The 18948-nt window shown below is 71.2% G+C and carries 18 protein-coding genes and 2 pseudogenes; 5 read left to right on the top strand and 15 right to left on the bottom strand.

Translation table 11 applies throughout. The features are described from left to right. From K7B10_RS31385 to K7B10_RS31355, 7 genes and pseudogenes are all read right to left on the bottom strand, one after another. Positions 1 to 473 (bottom strand): annotated as a pseudogene (locus tag K7B10_RS31385) (hypothetical protein); the annotation flags it as partial. Between the two features lie 248 nt (positions 474 to 721). Continuing rightward, positions 722 to 1930 carry a precorrin-6y C5,15-methyltransferase (decarboxylating) subunit CbiE gene (cbiE, locus tag K7B10_RS31380; protein WP_229341351.1) on the bottom strand — a complete coding sequence of 403 codons (1209 nt, stop codon included), beginning with the start codon at positions 1928 to 1930 and terminating at the stop codon, positions 722 to 724. A gap of 103 nt (positions 1931 to 2033) precedes the next feature. Next, a complete protein-coding gene (locus K7B10_RS31375; RefSeq protein WP_229341349.1) occupies positions 2034 to 2726 on the bottom strand; it encodes a GNAT family N-acetyltransferase in 693 nt (230 codons plus the stop codon). Between the two features lie 198 nt (positions 2727 to 2924). Continuing rightward, positions 2925 to 3788: a MetQ/NlpA family ABC transporter substrate-binding protein gene (locus tag K7B10_RS31370; RefSeq protein ID WP_229341347.1), complete on the bottom strand. Its 864-nt coding sequence runs from the start codon at positions 3786 to 3788 to the stop codon at positions 2925 to 2927. Positions 3789 to 3884: 96 nt separating this feature from the next. Then, on the bottom strand, positions 3885 to 4553 hold the full coding sequence (locus K7B10_RS31365) for a methionine ABC transporter permease (protein WP_229341345.1): 669 nt from the start codon (positions 4551 to 4553) through the stop codon (positions 3885 to 3887). Beyond that, positions 4550 to 5614 carry a methionine ABC transporter ATP-binding protein gene (locus tag K7B10_RS31360; protein WP_229341343.1) on the bottom strand — a complete coding sequence of 355 codons (1065 nt, stop codon included), beginning with the start codon at positions 5612 to 5614 and terminating at the stop codon, positions 4550 to 4552. The genes K7B10_RS31365 and K7B10_RS31360 overlap by 4 nt, the downstream gene beginning before the upstream one ends. 364 nt (positions 5615 to 5978) lie before the next feature. Further along, on the bottom strand, positions 5979 to 6167 hold the full coding sequence (locus K7B10_RS31355; RefSeq protein ID WP_372481492.1) for a hypothetical protein: 189 nt from the start codon (positions 6165 to 6167) through the stop codon (positions 5979 to 5981). An 81-nt stretch (positions 6168 to 6248) separates the two neighbouring features. Between K7B10_RS31355 and K7B10_RS31350 the strand changes: the two genes are divergently transcribed. Both K7B10_RS31350 and K7B10_RS31345 read left to right on the top strand, forming a co-directional pair. After that, positions 6249 to 6617 (top strand): hypothetical protein, encoded by a 369-nt coding sequence (locus K7B10_RS31350; RefSeq protein ID WP_123515313.1) that lies wholly within the window; start codon positions 6249 to 6251, stop codon positions 6615 to 6617. Further along, the gene (locus K7B10_RS31345) at positions 6610 to 7026 is read left to right on the top strand and encodes a hypothetical protein (protein WP_229341336.1); all 417 of its coding nucleotides are present in this window, start codon (positions 6610 to 6612) and stop codon (positions 7024 to 7026) included. The genes K7B10_RS31350 and K7B10_RS31345 overlap by 8 nt, the downstream gene beginning before the upstream one ends. Before the next feature lie 25 nt (positions 7027 to 7051). Here K7B10_RS31345 and K7B10_RS31340 read toward each other — a convergent pair whose 3' ends face one another. From K7B10_RS31340 to K7B10_RS31325, 3 genes and pseudogenes are all read right to left on the bottom strand, one after another. Beyond that, entirely contained in the window at positions 7052 to 7558 is a 507-nt protein-coding gene (locus tag K7B10_RS31340) for a GNAT family N-acetyltransferase (RefSeq protein WP_030157307.1), read from the bottom strand. A 37-nt stretch (positions 7559 to 7595) separates the two neighbouring features. After that, positions 7596 to 8116, bottom strand: a pseudogene (locus K7B10_RS41695) (cold shock domain-containing protein); the annotation flags it as partial. 154 nt (positions 8117 to 8270) lie between these two features. After that, positions 8271 to 9473 carry a glycerophosphodiester phosphodiesterase gene (locus tag K7B10_RS31325; protein ID WP_229341334.1) on the bottom strand — a complete coding sequence of 401 codons (1203 nt, stop codon included), beginning with the start codon at positions 9471 to 9473 and terminating at the stop codon, positions 8271 to 8273. Between the two features lie 304 nt (positions 9474 to 9777). On the opposite strand from K7B10_RS31325, the gene K7B10_RS31320 reads away from it, so the two are divergent. Further along, a complete protein-coding gene (locus K7B10_RS31320) occupies positions 9778 to 10407 on the top strand; it encodes a lysophospholipid acyltransferase family protein (RefSeq protein ID WP_229341332.1) in 630 nt (209 codons plus the stop codon). A gap of 9 nt (positions 10408 to 10416) precedes the next feature. On the opposite strand, the gene K7B10_RS31315 is transcribed toward K7B10_RS31320, so the two are convergent. From K7B10_RS31315 to K7B10_RS31305, 3 genes are all read right to left on the bottom strand, one after another. After that, positions 10417 to 11892, bottom strand: coding sequence for a membrane-associated oxidoreductase (locus tag K7B10_RS31315; protein ID WP_229341330.1), 1476 nt, complete (start codon positions 11890 to 11892; stop codon positions 10417 to 10419). Positions 11893 to 11960: 68 nt separating this feature from the next. Beyond that, positions 11961 to 13535 carry an MFS transporter gene (locus K7B10_RS31310; protein ID WP_229341328.1) on the bottom strand — a complete coding sequence of 525 codons (1575 nt, stop codon included), beginning with the start codon at positions 13533 to 13535 and terminating at the stop codon, positions 11961 to 11963. After that, a complete protein-coding gene (locus tag K7B10_RS31305) occupies positions 13532 to 14083 on the bottom strand; it encodes a TetR/AcrR family transcriptional regulator (protein WP_229341326.1) in 552 nt (183 codons plus the stop codon). The genes K7B10_RS31310 and K7B10_RS31305 overlap by 4 nt, the downstream gene beginning before the upstream one ends. 89 nt (positions 14084 to 14172) lie before the next feature. Between K7B10_RS31305 and K7B10_RS31300 the strand changes: the two genes are divergently transcribed. Further along, the gene (locus K7B10_RS31300) at positions 14173 to 14682 is read left to right on the top strand and encodes an HAD domain-containing protein (protein ID WP_229341324.1); all 510 of its coding nucleotides are present in this window, start codon (positions 14173 to 14175) and stop codon (positions 14680 to 14682) included. 75 nt (positions 14683 to 14757) lie between these two features. Further along, positions 14758 to 15942 (top strand): hypothetical protein, encoded by a 1185-nt coding sequence (locus K7B10_RS31295; protein ID WP_229341322.1) that lies wholly within the window; start codon positions 14758 to 14760, stop codon positions 15940 to 15942. 150 nt (positions 15943 to 16092) lie between these two features. On the opposite strand, the gene argH is transcribed toward K7B10_RS31295, so the two are convergent. Together argH and K7B10_RS31285 are read right to left on the bottom strand one after the other, a co-directional pair. Further along, complete coding sequence (argH, locus tag K7B10_RS31290) at positions 16093 to 17523, bottom strand: argininosuccinate lyase (RefSeq protein WP_229341320.1); 1431 nt, start codon at positions 17521 to 17523, stop codon at positions 16093 to 16095. 99 nt (positions 17524 to 17622) lie between these two features. Continuing rightward, positions 17623 to 18816 carry an argininosuccinate synthase gene (locus K7B10_RS31285; RefSeq protein WP_229341318.1) on the bottom strand — a complete coding sequence of 398 codons (1194 nt, stop codon included), beginning with the start codon at positions 18814 to 18816 and terminating at the stop codon, positions 17623 to 17625. Between the last annotated feature and the right edge of the window lie 132 nt (positions 18817 to 18948).

Below are 18948 nucleotides of genomic sequence, written 5' to 3'. Positions count from 1 at the left end.
GCGGGCGCGGCCTGGGCCACGGGGGCGGGCCCCTGCGGGACCACGAGGCCGCCGAGGTCGAGCGCACCGGAGTCACGGCCGCCGGCCTCGTGCGCGCCCGCGCTGTACGACGCGTCGCCGTACGAGGGGTCGGGGAACTCGGGCGGGGCGGGGTAGCCGGGCTCGGCGTACGCGGTCTGTGCCTCGGGGTATTCGGCGTAGGGCGCCTCACCGTAGGAGGCCGGGGCGGGGAAGACCGGTGCCGGGGGGACGACCTGGGGGTCGCTCCACGAGCCCTGGCCGCTCGGCATCAGCAGCAGTTCCTCGTCCTCCGGCTCGGCCGGGTTGTCGACGAGGTCCTGGAAGGCGTAGCCGCCCTGGACGGGAGCGGGGGCGGGGCCCGGGTGCTGGACCGGAGCGGGAATGCCCTGCTGATCCACCATGCCCGCGTTGTCCGGGAGACCCTCGCCCGGTACCTGGCCGGTGTCAGTCATGCGTACCCCTCGCCCATCGGTTGTGCGTCTTCGATCGCCCGGCGCCCGAGCGGGGTTGCGGTACGACGTGTCCGTCACGCGCACGCCCCGCACGACAACCCGTAAGCATTGTCGCGCCCGTTAGCCACCATGGCGGCCATAACCGGCATGGTGCGCTGTGGACTGCGCCACGTCGCGCGTCCGGCGGTGCCGTCACCCCCGTAGATGCCAGGGCGGTACGACGATCGGCCAGCCTACCCCGAGACCGTTCAGCGGTTCACGGGGCGTTCGGCTGCCAGGAGAAAGACGACGGAACGGTCCTGTTCGCCCCAGGTGCGGGTGTCCAGTCCCACCGACTGGAGGAGCGCGCACTCGACGGTGTAGCCGCCCTCGGCGAGCGCACGGCCGATCGCCTCCGCCTCGTCGCGGGTGGAGGCGTGGCTGACGATCCGTTCGGGCCGGCGGTCGGCGACGGCCCGGGCGACCACGGCTCCCCCGCCGCCGACGCGGACGACGTCGGGTTCGGGGAGGTCCTCCAGTACGAGCGGTGCGCGCCCCGCGACGACCTGGAGCTGTACGCCCCGCTTGCGGGCGGCGGCAGTTGCGCGCTCGCAGGCGCGCGGGTCGGCGTCGACCGCGATGACGGCGGCGCCGAACGCGGCGGCCTCCACCGCGAGGGCGCCGGAGCCGGTGCCGATGTCCCAGACGAGGTCGCCGGTGCGCGGCCCGAGGCGGGCGAGCTGGGCGGCGCGCAGCAGCGCCGACTCCCCTTCGCCCCCGTCGGGCCCGGGCCGGGCCCAGCCGCGTCCGCCGCCGTGGGCGGCGTTCTGGCCGAGCAGCCAGGCCGGGTCGGCGGCCGCGGCGGGGGCGGCCGTCTGTCCGCCGATGACGATGACCACGTTGGGGTCGCGCCAGCTGTGATCGGGGACCCGGTCGGAGGTCAGGACGGTGACCTGCTCCTTGGCGGTGCCGAGCTCCTCGCAGATCACGAAGGTGCGGTGGACCCCGCCGAGCAGCAGGGCGAGTTCGGCGGGGCCGGCGCCGGGCGAGGTGAGGACGGCGACCTTGCCGTGGGCGCGGCAGACGTTGACGGCGCGGCGCAGCGTACGGGGGTGGGCGACGACGACCTGGGCGTCGTCCCAGGGCATCCCGGCGCGCGCGAAGGCGGCGGCTACGGCGGACACGGCGGGGACGACCTCGACCTCGAGGCCGTGCTCCGGGGCGCGCAGGGTCCGTACGGCGCCGAAGAAGCCGGGGTCTCCGTCGGCGAAGACGACGGCCGTGCCGCGGTGGCCGGCGATGCGGCGGGCGGCGAGGCCGAGGCTGCCGAGGCGGATGCGCTCGGCGGCGGGCGGTACCTCGGGGAGGGCGAGGTGGTGGGCGGCGCCGGCCACGAGGGTGGCGGCGGAGAGCGCGGACCGGGCGGCCGCGGTCAGGGGCGAGCCGTCCCAGCCGATCACCGTGACCCGGTCGGCCATCGTCGTCAGTCTCCTGGGGTGGGGGCGGGCGGAGCCTCGCCGGCAGGGGCCGGCGGGCGGGCACCAGACACGGTGAGACTACCTGGTCATCGGGTCGGTCCGGTCAGCTCCAGTCGGCGCCGACGGCGTAGCGGCTCGCGCCCGCCCGGGCGCCGCGGCCGTACCCGTAGTCGTCGTGGCCGTTGTAGCCGTCCGGCTCCTCCATGTCGTCGATGTCCTCGGGGAGCAGGCTCCAGACGATGAGGTCGGTGCGGGTGTCCGTCCAGGAGCCGTCCGTCGCGTTTTCGGGCCGGGTGCGCACCATCCAGGCGTTGCGCAGGACGCCTTCGCTGATGCAGCCGATCTTCTGGGCCACCTGCTGGGAGGCGGTGTTGTCGGCGGCGGTGCGCAGTTCGAGGCGTTCGAAGCGCTGGTCGTGGAAGAGCCATTGGGCGACGGCGAGTACGGACTCGCTGGCGTAGCCCTCGCCGCGGGCCCAGGGGGCGGTGACGTAGCCGACCTCTGCGCTGCGGGTGCGCCAGTTGGTGTTCCTGAGGTGCACGATGCCGACGAGACGCTGGGTGAGGAATTCGGCGACGGCAAAAACGATGCCTCTGCCCTCGGTGCGCTCCGCGTGGGATTCCCGGGTGGCCCAGGCCTCGGCGTCGGCGTGGGTGTAGGGGTGCGGTACGGAGGTCCAGGCGATGACGTGCTCGTCGTTCATCATCTCGGCGAGCGCGGTGACGTCCTCCCCGTCGAAGGGGCGCAGCACCAGCCGGTCCGTGCTGATGGTGACGTCCGGGAAGGTGGTAGTCATGCGCAGCTCCATGCCGTTGCTGGACCTTTGTGCGGGCCGTAGGCACAGCATGCAGCATCGGCGGTGGGATGTGGCGGCCGGGTTGCCCGGAAGCGGGCAGCGCTCGGCCCCGCACTCCCACGAGGGGCGTACGGGGCCGAACAGCGGTGCCGATCAGTGGCGGCGATCGGCGGCGGCGATCGGCGGCGGGGCGGGAGATCAGGCCGCGGGGGCGCCGAAGGCCGGGACGACCGAGCCCTGGTACTTGTCCTCGATGAACTTCTTGACCTCGTCGGAGTTGAGAAGCTTGGCGAGCTTCTCGATCCGCGGGTCCTTCTCATTGCCGGCCTTCACCGCGAGGAAGTTGGCGTACGGGTTGCCCTCGGCCTTCTCCAGGACCAGCGCGTCCTTGGCGGGCGCGAGCTTGGCCTCCAGGGCGTAGTTGCCGTTGATGACCGCGGCGTCCACGTCGTTCAGGGCGCGCGGGACCGTGGCGGCCTCCAGCTCCTTGAACTCCAGGCCCTTCTTGTCGGTGATGTCGGACAGCTTGGCGCCGGTGCCGACACCTTCCTTGAGGGTGATCAGGTTGTTCGCGGCGAGCAGCTGGAGCGCGCGGCCCTCGTTGGTGGTGTCGTTGGGGACGGCGATGGTCTGGCCGGCCTTGATGTCGGCGAGGGCCTTGACCTTCTTGGAGTAGAGGCCGAGCGGCTCCAGGTGCACGTTCACGACGGGCACGATGTGGGTGCCGTTCTTCTTGTTGAAGTCGTCGAGGTACGGCTTGTGCTGGAAGTAGTTGCCGTCGACCTGGCCCTGCTCGGTGGCGGTGTTGGGGAGCACGTAGTCCGTGAACTCCTTCACCTCCAGCTTGAGGCCCTCCTTGGCCGCCAGCTTGTCCTTGACGAAGTTCAGGATGTCGGCGTGCGGGCTCGGGGAGGCGGCGATGACCAGCGGCTTGCTCTCGTCGACCTTGCCTCCGTCGGCCTTGGTGGAGGACGGGTCCGAGGAGCTGCCGCAGGCGGTGAGGCCGAGGGCGAGCGCGGCGGAGGCGGCGGCGAAAGCGGTGAGCTTGATGTTCTTGCGCACGAAGAGTGCCTTTCTTGCTTTTTTCCGGATGGAGGCCCAAGCACGACAAGTGCGGGCTTTCGGAGAGGGGGGTTCTGGGGGTGCGGTGGGCGCGGTTCAGGCTGTCCGGCCGCGCCGGGCGAGGAGCCGTACCACGCCGTCGCCGATGAGCTGGATCACCGTGACGATGGCGATCAGGACCACGACGGTGGCGAGCATGAAGCCGGTCTCGAAGCGCTGGAAGCCGTACGTGATGGCCTTGGAGCCGAGGCCTTCGCCACCGACCGCTCCGGCCATGGCGGAGTAGCCGATCAGGGTGATCAGCGTGGTGGTGACGGCCGCGATCAGCGAGGGCAGGGCCTGCGGGAGCAGCACCTTGCCGACGAGGGTGGGGACGCCGCCGCCCATGGACTCGACGGCCTCGATCAGGCCGTGGTCCACCTCGCGGACGGCCGTCTCGACGAGGCGGGCGAAGAAGGGGATGGCTCCGATGGCCAGCGGGACGATCATGGCGGTGGGGCCGATGAACGTGCCGACGACGGCCGTGGTGACGGGGATCAGGGCGATCAGCAGGATGATGAACGGCAGCGAGCGGCCTATGTTCACGATCACGCCGAGGACCTTGTTGAGCGGCCGGTTCTGCAGGAGGCCACCCGTGTCGGTGAGGACGAGGAGGATGCCGATGGGCAGTCCGCCGAGGACGGTCACCAGGGTGGACCACAGCACCATGTAGAGGGTGTCGTAGGTGCCCTGGGTGAGCAGGGGCTGCATCTCGGACCAGGTCACTTCGCACCATCCTTGACCAGTGCGGCCAGTTCGTTCTCGATCGCGGCGGCGGCGTCCTCTTCCTCGACCACGTCCACCTGGAGGCCCTGCTCGCGCAGGAAGCCGACGGGCACGACGTTGTCCTCGTAGCGGCCGGGCAGCTCGATGCGCATGCGCCCGATCTGGCGGCCGGCGACGGTGTCCATCGCGGCGCCGAGGATCGAGATGTCGATGTTGTACGTACGCGACAGCTGGGAGATGACCGGCTGGGTGGCGGCCTCGCCGTGGAAGGTGACGTCGACGACCGTGCGGTCGGGGCCGGTTGCGGTGCCGCTGACGGGGAAGAGCTCGCCGGCGAGCTCGGAGCCGGGGGTGGCGAGCAGTTCGGCGACGGTGCCGGACTCGATGATGCGGCCCCGCTTCATGAGGGCGGCCGAGTCGCAGACCGTCTTGACGACGTCCATCTCGTGGGTGATGAGCAGGACCGTCAGCCCCAGCTGCTGGTTGAGGTCGCGCAGCAGCTGGAGGATCGAGCGCGTGGTCTCGGGGTCCAGGGCGCTGGTGGCCTCGTCGGAGAGGAGCACCTTGGGGTCGCCGGCCAGGGCGCGGGCGATGCCCACGCGCTGCTTCTGGCCGCCGGAGAGCTGGCCCGGGTAGGCCTTGGCCTTGTCGGAGAGGCCGACGAGGTCGAGCAGTTCGAGGGCCTTGCGGGAGCGCTCGCGGCCGGAGACGCCGAGGATCTCCAGGGGCAGTTCGATGTTGCCCTGGACGGTGCGCGAGGACAGCAGGTTGAAGTGCTGGAAGACCATGCCGATGCGGCTGCGGGCCTCGCGGAGCTCCTTGCCGGCGCGGCGGCCGCGGCCGGCGAGCGCGGTGAGGTCGACGCCGTCGACGGTCACGGTGCCGGTGGTGGGACGCTCCAGCAGGTTCACGCAGCGGATCAGGGAGGACTTGCCGGCGCCGCTCTGGCCGATGACTCCGTAGACCTCGCCCTCGCGGACGTGCAGGTCGACGCCGTCCAGGGCGGTGACCTCGCGGCCACGGGACTGGTAGACCTTCGTGAGGCCCGATGTGGTGATCACAGGAATTCCGTCGCTGTCGAGTGCGCGGCGCAGCGGGGTGCCGGCACGGGGCAAACATCTGGGGACGCGATACGGGTCGAACCGTCACAAAAGGGCGGCGTCGACGCATGCGCGGGGCAGGAGCGGTCCGTGGTGTCCGGACGGGCTCGGCCGGGTCCCGCTTCGGGGCGCGAGACTCAGGAGAGGGCCCTCAGAAGGCGCACATTCGACACATACAACGAGCACCGGGCGTCATCGTCGCCTCGGTCGCAAGGGTGCGGCTGCTCGTCGTGGTCATGGGCCCCAGTAAAGCAGACGTATCCCGTCACCGATCAAAACTGTCCGCATACCGGACGGAATCCGGCCGCATACCGGACAACCTCGGTCAGTCCCGGACGTCCGCCGACACCGTCATGTGGCCGTCGCTGACCTGCACGGACACGGCCGAGAGGTGCCGTACGACCACGTCCGCATCGAGCTCGGCGGCGGGATGCGTTGTGGCCAAGGCCACCGTCCGCACCCCGGCGGGCAGGGCCGGGAGCGGCTCCTTCGTACCGGGCGGGCAGGACGACACCGCCCGCCGCGTCCTCGACCGGCAAAGCCCGCGCGCAGGGGTGCGCGCACCGGGCCTTTCGGCCCGTAATACCCTCGCTGCATGCTCGACGCCCTGACGGTCGCCCTCGGCGCGGCCGCACTCGCCCTCGCCGCCTGGTGCGGATTCGCCGCCCTGCGGGACCAGCCCACCAAGGACTGGCACTTCATCGGCATGGGCGTGGTGACCCTGCTGGCCCTGGCCCAGCTGGTGGTCGGCGTGGTCGAGCTGGCCCGGGGCGGCAAGCCCGACGAAGGCACGGTGATCTTCGTGGCCTACCTGGTGGGCGCCTTCGCGGCGGTCCCGGCCGCCGGCCTGCTCTCGCTGAGCGAGCGGACCAAGTGGGGCTCGGTGACGGTGGCCGCGGGCGCGCTCGTCCTCGCCGTCCTCGAAGTACGCCTCTACGACATCTGGGGGACCCCCGGTGCCTGACACGACGACCGCCGCTCCGGGCGGACGCAAGCGGCTGGTCTCCGGACCCGGACTGCTCCTGGTATGGCTGTACGGGGTGATGGTGGTGGGCGCGCTGTCGCGCTCGGCCTACCAGATCTCGACCGAGTTCGACCGGGCGCCGCTGGCGTACTCGCTGTCCGGCGCGGCCGCCCTGGTCTACGCGTTCATCACGTACTCGCTGGTGCGCGGCGGGGAGACGGCGCGCAGGGCGGCGCTCTTCTGCTGCGCCGCCGAGCTGGCCGGCGTACTGGCCGTGGGCACCTGGACGCTGGTGCGCCCCGAGGCGTTCCCGGACGCGACCGTCTGGTCGGACTTCGGGATGGGCTACCTGTTCATCCCGGTGATCCTGCCGATCACCGGGATGCTCTGGCTGCGCGCCAAGCGCTGAACACTGGGCTCAGGGGTCGGCAGCGTCAGGCGCTGACCGCGAAGTCGGCCGCGTCGGTGGCCTCCTTCTCCAGGATGACCAGGCGCACGCCGTCGGAGGCCGTGCGACCGCCGACCTGTACGTAACCGGCCTTGCGGTAGAGGCGCAGGTTGGACTCGCTCTTGTGGCCGGTGTGCAGGCGGAAGCGGGTGGTCTCGGCGTGGCCCGCGAGGGCCTCCTCGACGGCGCGCAGCAGCCGGGCGCCGAGCCCGTGGCCCTGCAGGCGCGGGTGGACGCAGAGCTTGGCGATCTTGCCGGTGCCGTCCTCGTCGACGCTGCCGCGCACGGTGCCGACCACTTCGTCGCCGAGCCGGGCCACGAGCACGGTGTCCGACTCCAGCTCCGCCTTGAGGGAGTCCAGGGTCTGGGTGAGCGGCTGGATGCGGTAGTTGCCGTACAGCTCGGCCTCACGCTGGAACGCCAGGTACTGCAGTTTGAGGATCTGCTCAGTGTCCTCGGCAGCTGCCGCCGAAATGGTCACGCTCATGCCCATGTGCGCATGCCTCCCGCTCACCTGGTGGCCCATTGGTCTACCGCTCCCTTCCCCGAAGGCGAGGAGCCGCAACCTCTGACGCGAGCATTCTGCGCAGACATCCCAGGCAACGGGAACGGACGGGTCCCAAACTTCCTTGTGAGATACCCAACTCTCCTGCGATTTCACGGTAGGTGAGGTCTCTGGGCGAAAGAAGTGCCCCCATGAGCTCCGGACACCGTCCGGGCAATCGGGCGACCGCCGATCGGAGGGCCCGGTTCTCCTCCCCGTGCAGCAGGGCGTCTTCGGGCTCGGCGCCCGCGCTGCCGGGCCGGCCGCCGTACGGAATCTCGCGGCGGGCGCGGCGGCGGGCGAGCCGGGCCTCGGCGCGCACGTAGTGGGCGAAGACGTCCGGGCCGCCACCGTCCTGCTCGATGAAGCCGAAGCCCTTTTCCGAGTTGAACCACTTCACGGTGCCAAGATGACCCAGACGGCTTGCTCCAGATCGGCCGCTTCCACTCCGGCGCCCGGGGCCTCCGCGGCCGCCTCGGCGGAGAGCAGCGGGCCCAGTTCGTTCAGCAGGTCGGAGTCCTTCAGCAGGTCCATGCCGGGCGGGACGCGCGGGCCGCGCCCGGCGGTTTCCGCACCCGGCACAGCCCACCCGTACGTGATATTCCGCTTATCTGTTGACGGTGTGGGACCTCGACTTCGGCCGAAACCCGACCCTCGCTCCTCAGCGGCCGCGCCCCCGCCGGAAGGCCTCCGCCGCGAGCAGTCCGGTGTCCGCGTTGTCCGTGAAGATGCCGTCGATTCCCTGCTCGAAGTACCTCTTGAAGGCGCCGAAGGCGTCTCCGTACGCGTTCGGGTCGGTGCCCTTGCGGTACTCGGCCGGCAGGAAGGTGTTCTCGTTGCGCGCGGTGTAGGGGTGCAGCACCAGCCCGCGGGCGTGGGCGTCCTTGACCAGCGTGGTCGGGGCGCCGAGCTTGCCGGCCGCGTCGCGCGGGAGGATCAGGTCCATGGTGGGGCCGATGCCCTGGGCGAATCCGGCGATCCACTTCAGGCCCTCGGGCTTGACCAGGTCCGACACCGTGCGCGGGTCCTTGGCCTGTTCGAAGTCCCAGGGCCGGGTGCCGGCGGCGGACAGCAGGACCACGCGCGGCGCGGACACCAGCCGGGAGAGCCGCTGGATGCTGGAGGGCTCGAAGGACTGCAGGAAGAGGGGAGCGCCCAGGCCGTCGCGGCCGTAGCGGCGCAGCAGCTTGGCGAGGGGCTCTTCGAGACCCAGGCCCAGGGACCGGAAGTACGTGGGGTGCTTGGTCTCGACGTGCAGCCACACGCGCCTGCCGCGCCGCTTGCCCTCGCGGTCGGCCCAGCGCAGCACCTCTTCGAAGGTGGGCACGTCCCACCGGCCGTCGTAGAGGGTGTTGCGCTGACGGACGGCGGGGATGCGTTCCTTCGCCCGCAGGGTCTTCAGCTCGGCGAGGGTGAAGTCCTCGGTGAACCAGCCCGTGACCGCGACCCCGTCGATCGACTTGGTCGTACGCCGGGAGGCGAACCCGGGGTGGTCGGCGACGTCCGTGGTGCCGCCGATCTCGTTCTCGTGCCGACACACCAGGTGGCCGTCCCTGGTGGGCACCAGGTCCTGCTCGACGACGTCCGCGCCCAGGTCGAGGGCGAGCTGGTACGAGCCGAGGGTGTGCTCGGGCCGGTAGCCGCAGGCCCCGCGGTGGCCGATGACCAGCGGGACGGGGAGGTCCCGGTAGCCGCCGCGGCGTACGTCGTCGGCGTGGGTCGCCCGAGCCGCCTGCGCCGCGTCCGCGGCCCCCGCTCCCTCGGCGGCGGAGGCGGATCCCGCCGAAATTCCGGCCATGCCGCCGCCCGCCGCCAGGACGGCCGCCCCCAGGACCGTGCGCCGTGCTGCCCCACCCTGCGTCATGAGTGCCACTCCAGTCGTCTGAGGGGGCCGGGGCGGTACCCGGTTTCTGCGGGCCCGACCGGCCCGATTGGGCGTGCGCATCGTAGGCAGCGGCCGGTGGCGCGGGGGTGGGCCCGGGGGGAACATGGCGGAAACGTGCGTCAACACTGCGTATCCACCTCGTGAACCCGATGTGCGCTCGGCGGTGACCCGCGAGTATCGTCCTCACCTGCACTACCCCCGTGTGGTGCGAAAATCGCGTTTCGATGCCGGAGGGCTCACGTTGTTCCGTACATCGCTCATCAAAGCCACTGTCGGACCGGTCATGCGCATGATGTTCCGCACCCGTGTGGAGGGCATCGAGAACATCCCGGGCACCGGTCCGGTGATCCTGGCGGGCAACCACCTCACCTTCATCGACTCCATGATCCTTCCGCTGGTGTGCGACCGCACGGTCCACTTCATCGGCAAGGACGAGTACGTGACGGGCAAGGGCATCAAGGGTCGTGCCATGGCATGGTTCTTCACCGGGGCCGGCATGATCCCGGTCGACCGTGACGGCGCCAACGGCGGCGTCGCCGCCCTGATGACCGGCCGCCGCATCCTCGAAGAGGGCAAGATCTTCGGGATCTACCCCGAGGGCACCCGCTCCCCCGACGGCCGCCTCTACCGCGGCCGCACCGGCATCGCCCGCCTCACCCTGATGACCGGCGCCCCCGTGGTCCCCTTCGCGATGATCGGCACCGACAAGCTCCAGCCGGGCGGCAAGGGCATGCCCCGCCCGGGCCGGGTCACCGTCCGCTTCGGCGAGCCGATGGAGTTCTCCCGCTACGAGGGCATGGACCGCGACCGCTACGTGCTGCGCGCCGTCACCGACTCGGTGATGGCGGAGGTCATGCGGCTCTCGGGCCAGGAGTACGTGGACATGTACGCCACCAAGGCGAAGGCCGCGTAGCTCCGGCTCCTACTGCCGTTGCAGTGACCGGCTGACGCCCGCCGCGGTCGTCGTGGCGAGGACCCAGCCGGTCACGATCAGCACGTACGAGAGCCACTGGTACCAGCCGCTCGGCGCATAGGCGGACTCCTGCCCGAAGCCGATGATCGGCAGCATCAGGTCGATCGTGTAGAAGACCGCGTTGAAGTCGGGGGCCTCCCCCGCCTTCAGCGGCCTGGGGGGCGTGACCGAGTAGGCGACCGTCCCCGTCAGCAGGAGCGCGACCAGCCAGCCGGTGGCCCGGAGCGGCCGGAACCCGTAGCCGACGGTGGCGTCCTGCAGCAGTCCCCAGGCCCTGGCGTGCCGGGGCAGGGTGCCGCGGTGCCGCCGCAGCTTGGCGAGCTGTACCGTGCGGGCCCCCGCCTCGTCGCCCACCGTGCGGTAGGCCGCGCCGAGCTGCTCGTACGCGTAGGGGAGGTATCCCGACTCCTCCCGCTCCAGCGCGGGCAGCCGCTGCTCGGGCGGCAGGTGCGGGGCGAGGGTGCGGTAGGTGAGGCCGTCGATGGCGATCCGCTCGGGCCAGGAGCCGGGCTCGACGTGGAGCAGGTCGAAGGTGGACCGGCGCAGGTTCACGTCGCCCTGGATCGGTGGGCAGTGGCGCAGCCACAGTTCGCCGATGGCGCAGCTGGAGGCGCGCAGTGCGGTTCCGCCGGGGTTGGCGAGGTCGGCGCGGGTCAGATGTGCCTGGCCGGGTATGCGGGAGCCGGTGAGGTTGACCATGCCGCGGGCGTGCAGGCGGTGCGCGCGCAGGTCGGTTCCGACGGTCAGCGTCTCGGCGTGCAGGGCCATGCCGCCGGGCGTGAGCAGACGGGCCCTGTCGAGCTGGACCTGTCCGCCCACGGTGGCGCCGTTCAGCCGCATCTCGCCGTGGACCGTCAGGTCGTTCGCGATGATGTCGGTGCCGATTTCGATGTGGTTGAGCTGGAGCGGCGGCTCCTCCGCTTCGTCGCCCGTTGTCGGTCCGATCACCGCCCCCTGGAGGAAGAGGCCGCCGTCCACCTTGGCGCCTTGCAGCCGGACGGGGCCGGTGATCCGGCAGCAGGAGAGCCGCAGGACCACCTCGACGCGCATCGTGGCGGCGGTGAGGCCGGGGAGGGTGGAGTAGCCGAGGACGAGCGCCTTCAGCCGGGACCCGTACAGCAGGGGCTTGCGCTCGAACCAGCAGTCGCGCAGGCGTATGGGGTGGTCGACGACCGCGTACCTGAGGTCGAGGTCGCCGACGATCCGCGCACCCTTGATCTTGAGTCCGGCGACCCGGCCCTCCTCGGCGGTGGCCGCGCCCAGCAAGAGGGCGCGCAGCACGTCCGCGCGTACGGTGCGCTCCGGGCCCCACCCGGCCCCGTCGACGGAGCTGTCCTCGGGATGTTCCCGGAAGTCGACGCCTTCGCCGCGCGGGAATGCGTCCCATACGCGGCGTTCCGCCGGCGTCAGCTCGTTGATCTCCATCGCGGGGATGGTGTCCTGCGGGTCCACGGAGTGTCAACTCTGTTCACGACAGCACCCCTTGGGGTCGGTCAGTGCTCGATGCCGTCCTGGAGCCGCTGGCCCCTGAGCAGGAACCAGGCCGCCGCCGCGGTGGCCAGCAGTACGGCCGCGCCCACGCCGGAGGCGAGCCGCAGCCCGTCCACGAAGGCGTCCTGGGCCGCGCCGACCATCGTCTGCGCGGTCGCGGGGTCCAGTGCCTTGGCGGCTTCGACGGCGCCGCCCAGCGATTCGTGCGCGGCGTCGGCGACCGGTCCGGGGACCGAGGCCGGGGCGGTGAAGCTCTGGTAGACGCCGGTGACGATGGAGCCGAGCAGGGCGATGCCGAGGGCCGCGCCCAGCTCGTACGCCGTCTCGGAGACGGCCGAGGCCGAACCGGCCTGCTCCTTGGGGACGCTGGAGAGGATCACGTCGGCGGTGACCGTGAAGGAGAAGCCGGCGCCGAGGCCGACGACCAGCAGGGCCGCGCCGAGCAGCGGGTAGCCGCTCTCCTTGTGGACGAGGGTGAGCGCGCCGAGCGCGAGCCCGATGGCCGCGAGGCCGCCGGTGACGACCGACCGCACCGAGTACCGGCGGGCGTAGCGGCCGGCGACCAGGCCGGTGACCACCGCGCCTACGGCGGCGGGCAGTTCGGCGAGGCCCGCCTCGAGGGTGTCGCGGCCCTGGACCAGCTGGAGGAACTGGGAGAGGAAGAAGACGAGGCCGGAGAGGCCGAAGACGGTCAGCAGGTCGGCGAGGACCGCGCCGGAGAAACCGCGGTGCTTGAAGAGCCGCATGTCGAGGAGGGGCGACGGCAGGCTGAACTGACGGCGGACGAAGCCGTACAGGCACGCGGCACCGAGGACGGCGGCGACCGCGACGCCCCGGGTCATGCCGTGGGTGGCCATCTCCTTGACGGCGTAGACGACTCCGATGACGCCGACGAGCGAGAGGGCGACGCTCAGCAGGTCCCAGGGGCCGGACACCGGGTTCTTCGACTCGGGCAGCAGCTTGATGCCGACGAGGACCAGGGCGACCATCACGGGGACGTTGATGAGGAAGACCGAGCCCCACCAGAAGTGCTGGAGCAGGACTCCGCCGACGACGGGCCCGACGGCCGCGCCGGCCGAGGCGGTGGCACCCCAGATGCCGATGGCGAGGCTGCGCTCCTTGGGGTCGTGGAATATGTTCCGGATCAGGGCGAGGGTCGAGGGCATCAGCGTCGCGCCGGCCACGCCGAGCAGGGCGCGGGCCACGATCATCATCTCGGGGCTGGTGGCGTAGGCGTTGAGGACGGAGACGGCGCCGAAGGCGGTGGCGCCGATCAGGAGCAGCTTCTTGCGGCCGATGCGGTCACCGAGGGAGCCCATGGAGACGAGCAGGCCGGCGATGACGAACGAGTAGATGTCGCCGATCCACAGCAGCTGGGTGCCGGAGGGCTTGAGGTCTTCACTGATGGAGGGTGTGGCGAGGCCGAGTACGGTGGCGTCCACCGCGACCAGCAGGACGGCCAGGACGAGCACGCAGAGCGCCAGCCAGCGCCCCTTGCTCCCCGTGTTCTCCCCGGTTCCCCCGGCCCTGCTCGCCCCCGTCCCCTGCCTCTGGGTCAGCTGTTCCGTGCGGCTCATTTCTCCACGCTCCGTCGTGCGCCACCGAGCAGCAGCTCGATGATCATGTACTGGAAGTCCTTCGCGGCGACCCGGCCGTCCATGACGGCCCAGGCACAGGTGCCGATGAGGCCGTAGAGGGCCTCGGTGAGCCAGGCGGGGCTCAGGTCGATCCGGATGTCGCCCTCCGCCTGTCCGCGCCGGAAGAGCGCGCTGACGCGGGCGTCGAGCCGGGCCCAGCCCTCGTTGATCTGATCGCCCTCGAAGAGCTGGTTCTCGGTGACGAGGAAGGCCAGCAGCTGGGCGTCGCGCTCGGACTCGGCCACGAGCCGGCGCAGGGCCTCGACCGCCGTGCCCTCGTCGAGGCGGGCGTTGTCGAAGGCCGCCTCGAACTGGCGGATGCCGAGCTCCTCGAGGGCCCTCACGAGGGCGTCGCGCCCCGCGAAGTGCCGGTGGAGCGTCGCGCGCCCGATGCCTGCGGCGCGGGCGACCTCGTCCATCGTGGCGGTCGATTTGCGGGAGAGCAGGGCTGCGGCGTCGCGGAGCACCTGGTCACGATCCATGGCCATGAGACAAGCATACCCCGAATGAGACGCGCCTGTCTCATCCGAGCCGAAAATGAGCTGCCCCCGGGCGGCCGGAGAGGAATCCTCACCCCATGAAGCCGCTGCTGCTGATCGACGTCGACGGCCCGCTGAACCCGTACGCGGCCCAGGCCCAGCGCCGCCCTCAGGGGTACTCCACCCACCGGATGCGCCCGACCGGATGGGCGGAGGCCGAGAGCCGGCGGCCGCTCCGGGTCTGGCTGAACCACGCCCACGGAGCGGAGCTGCTCGCGCTGGCGCGCTCGTACGAGCTGGTCTGGGCCACCACCTGGAAGGACGAGGCGAACGACTGGATAGGCCCGCACCTGGGCCTGCCGCGGCTCCCGTACATCGACTGGCCGCAGATGCACGGGCGGGCCCCGCGCGGGACCTTCTGGAAGACGCAGTACGTCCTGGAGTACGCGGGCGCACGGGAGTTCGCGTGGATCGACGACGACATCACCGACCTGGACCGGGAGTACGCCGACCAGCGCCATCCGGCGCGGGCGCTGTTGATGCGCATCGACGAGCGGATCGGCCTGACCCGCCCGGACTTCGACACACTGGCGCGCTGGGCGGGGTGACGGGCGGGCCGCCGGAGCATTTAGCATGCTCATGCCACCCCCTGCAATGATCAGCGGCTCCGACGAAAGCGACCCATGCACATCCAGCGGACCCGGCGGATCCTCGCCACGACTGCCGCCCTCGCCTGTCTCTCCACCCTCTCCGCGTGCGAGGGGAGCGAGGACGCCGCCCCGCCCGCCGCCACCGCGAACGCGGCGGCCGTCACCGAAGGCCCCCTCGCCGAGGCGCAGCGGTACATGCGCCGTTTCACCTCGTGCGAGGACCTGAGCGCGAAGCCCGACGACCCGAGGATGCCGAGCGGCGACTTCCCCAAGGTCGGCCAGTGGTCGGTCACCGAGGTCGGCGTGTGCAGCGACAAGCCCGAGAAGGGCGACATCGCCATTGCCGTCCCGAAGGACATGAAGGAGTTCCAGGCGGGCTACAAGAAGTACGTCATGGACCGGATCGCCGGGGGCGACGGATCCTACGGGCTCTTCAGCAACGTCCTCGTCGGCGAGGGCTTCGTCGCCTTCCCCACCCAGCCGAAGACCGCCCTGGCCCTGGTCCGCTCCGACCTGCGCGTCCTGGTCTGCAACCCGGGCGGCCGCACGCCCGAGGGGTACCAGTACCGCAAGCCGCTGGTGGAGGGCTGCGGCCTCACCGACTTCTTCGCCACCGAGGACGGCTCGGGCAGTCCGAACCTCGAGAGCCCTCAGGACCCGGCGGCCGGCGACACCGAGAAGCCCGGCCAGCCGAAGACCGGCAGCCTCGGTCTCGCCCGCGCGGGCGGCATCGCCGAACTGCGCAAGCTCGTGGGGAGCACCCTGAGGGAATGTGAGAAGCACTTCTCCACGGACCCCGAGGCGGTGGCCATCGAGTCCATCGACTACCAGCCCGCGGTGAAGGGGAACGCACTGGACTGGGGGATCACGGGCCGTGCTCTGTGCGGTCAGCCCGCCGGAGCACAGCGCGCCGTCAACCTGAGCTGGCTCGACACCGTCGGGGACATGAGGAAGCTCCAGACCAGGGCCAAGGCCGCCCAGCTGGCCGACCTGAAGGACGACGGAAAGCTGCGGGCCACCGCGAGCCTGCTGCTCGTCGGCGAGAACATCGCGGTGGAGACCAACGACCCGGATGCCCGGTTCGGCCTGTACCAGCTGCAGTTCCTCTACCTGAACTGCGCGCCGGGCTTCTCCGCCCCGGCCGGGTACCGGCTGGAGAAGTCCCGGGTCGACGGCTGCGTGCTGACCAACTACGAACCGGAGCACCCGGTGCGCTGAGCGGGCAGGACGCGGGGGCGGCCGGAGCCTGGGCTCCGACCGCCCCCGCGGGCGTTCCGCGGCGTGCGGGGGTGCAGGGCCCGGGCCCCGGAGGGGCCGCGGGCGTGCGGGCCGCATGGCCGCGGGAACAGAAGGGGCAGCGCCGTGCGGCTACTGCTTGTGGGTGGCCCAGGCGTGCTGGATGACCAGGTCGGCCTTCAGCTCCGCGAGCTGCTTCGCGACCGCCGAGGGGGCGGTTCCGCCGCGGCCGTTGCGGGAGGCGAGGGCGCCCGGCACGTTGAGTACCGTGCGGACCTCGGGGGTCAGGTGCTCCGAGATCTTCGCGAACTGCTCGTCCGTGAGCTCGTCGAGCTCGATCCCGAGCGCCTCGCACTCCTTCACGCACTCGCCGGCCACCTCGTGCGCGACGCGGAACGGCACGCCCTGCTTGACCAGCCACTCCGCGATGTCCGTGGCGAGGGAGAAGCCCGCCGGAGCCAGCTCCTCCATCCGCTCCCGGTTGACCGTGAGGGTGGCCATCATCCCGGTGAAGGCCGGGAGCAGGACTTCGAGGGTGTCGCAGGAGTCGAAGACCGGCTCCTTGTCTTCCTGGAGGTCCCGGTTGTAGGCCAGCGGCAGCGCCTTCAGCGTGGCGAGCAGGCCCGTCAGATTGCCGATGAGCCGGCCCGACTTGCCGCGCGCCAGCTCCGCGATGTCCGGGTTCTTCTTCTGCGGCATGATCGACGACCCGGTCGAGAAGGCGTCGTGCAGGGTCACGAAGGAGAACTCCTTCGTGTTCCAGATGATGATCTCCTCCGCGATCCGGGACAGGTTGATCCCGATCATCGCGGTGATGAAGGCGAACTCGGCGACGAAGTCGCGCGAGGCCGTGCCGTCGATCGAGTTGCCGACCGAGCCCCGCTCGAAGCCCAGGTCGGCGGCGACCGCCTCCGGGTCCAGCCCCAGCGAGGAGCCGGCGAGCGCGCCGGAGCCGTACGGGGAGACCGCGGTCCGGGTGTCCCACTGCCGCAGCCGCTCCGCGTCCCGGGACAGCGCCTGGACGTGGGCCAGCACGTGGTGCGCGAAGAGCACCGGCTGGGCGTGCTGGAGGTGGGTCCGGCCCGGCATGGCCACGTCGTGGTGCGTCTCGGCGAGGCCCACCAGCGCGTCCTGGAGCTCGGCGATCAGAGCGCCGACGATCCGGGCGTGGTCGCGCAGGTACATCCGGAACAGGGTGGCCACCTGGTCGTTGCGGGACCGGCCGGCCCGCAGCTTGCCGCCGAGGTCGGCGCCGAGCCGCTCCAGCAGACCCCGCTCCAGGGCGGTGTGCACGTCCTCGTCGGCGATGGTGCCGGTGAAGGAGCCGTCGGCGACGTCGGCTTCGAGCCGGTCCAGGCCCGCGATCATGCGGTCGAGCTCGTCCGCCGTGAGCAGGCCCGCCTTGGCGAGCACGCGGGCGTGGGCGCGGGACCCGGCGATGTCGTACGGCGCGAGGCGCCAGTCGAAGTGGACCGACGCGGACAGCTTCGCGAGGGCCTCGGCGGGGCCGTCGGCGAACCGGCCGCCCCAGAGCCGGACGTCACCACCGTTGTTGCTGCTCACAGCTGCTGCTCCTCAAGAACGTGTGCGTGGATGTGCGTCGGCCTCCCCGTCGCGGAGGTTACGGGGAGGCCGACTTGGTACTGGCGTAACGAGTCGGGCTCAGGCCAGGTCGCGGCGTGCCGCGATCTTCGACGAGAGGCCGAAGATCTCTATGAAACCCTGGGCCTTGGACTGGTCGAAGGTGTCGCCGGAGTCGTAGGTCGCCAGGTTGAAGTCGTACAGCGACTCGTCCGACCTGCGGCCGGTGACCACGGCGCGGCCGCCGTGCAGGGTCATCCTGATGTCACCGGTGACGTGCTGGTTGGCCTCGTTGATGAATCCGTCCAGGGCCCGCTTGAGCGGGGAGAACCACTGGCCGTCGTAGACCAGCTCGCCCCAGCGCTGCTCGACCTGCCGCTTGTAGCGGGCCAGCTCGCGCTCCACGGTGACGTTCTCCAGCTCCTGGTGGGCGGTGATCAGCGCGATCGCGCCGGGGGCCTCGTACACCTCGCGGGACTTGATGCCCACGAGGCGGTCCTCGACCATGTCGATCCGGCCGACGCCCTGGGCTCCGGCCCGGGCGTTGAGCTCCCGGATCGCCTGGAGCACGGTGACGGGCCGGCCGTCGATGGCGACGGGGGCGCCCTCCTTGAAGGAGACGACGACCTCGTCGGCCTCGCGCGGTTCGGCGGGGTCGGCGGTGTACTCGTAGACGTCCTCGATCGGCGCGTTCCAGATGTCCTCCAGGAAACCCGTCTCGACGGCGCGCCCGAAGACGTTCTGGTCGATGGAGTACGGGGACTTCCTGGTGGTCGCGATCGGCAGGTTCTGCGCCTCGCAGAAGGCGATGGCCTTGTCCCGGGTCATCGCGTAGTCCCGGACCGGGGCGATGCACTTCAGGTCGGGGCCGAGGGTCTGGATGCCGGCCTCGAAGCGGACCTGGTCGTTGCCCTTGCCGGTGCAGCCGTGGGCGACGACGCCGGCGCCGTGCTTCTTCGCGGCGGCGACCAGGTGCTTGACGATGACCGGCCGGGAGAGCGCCGACACCAGCGGGTACCGGTCCATGTAGAGGGCGTTGGCCTTGATCGCCGGGAGGCAGTACTCGTCGGCGAACTCGTCCCTGGCGTCCGCGACCTCGGCCTCGACGGCGCCGCAGGCCATCGCGCGCTTGCGGATGACGTCCAGGTCCTCGCCGCCCTGGCCGACGTCCACGGCAACGGCGATGACCTCTGCGCCCGTCTCCTCGGCGATCCAGCCGATGGCGACGGAGGTGTCCAGTCCGCCTGAATAGGCGAGTACGACGCGCTCGGTCACGGGCTTCTCCTTACGGGCTCCAGCGGTACATCCAGGTGCAGGCATAACTATGCACTGCTCCGTATGTTTCGTCAATCGACCGTAGCTGCACGTTGCTGACCAGCACGAATATCAGGGGCGGAGGCGGCACAC

The sequence above is a fragment of the Streptomyces flavotricini genome, from assembly GCF_020639365.1.
Taxonomy (GTDB): Bacteria; Actinomycetota; Actinomycetes; order Streptomycetales; family Streptomycetaceae; genus Streptomyces; species Streptomyces flavotricini.
The sequence above is the reverse complement of the archived record's forward strand: the minus strand, read 5'-3'. Positions and strand labels throughout refer to the sequence as shown.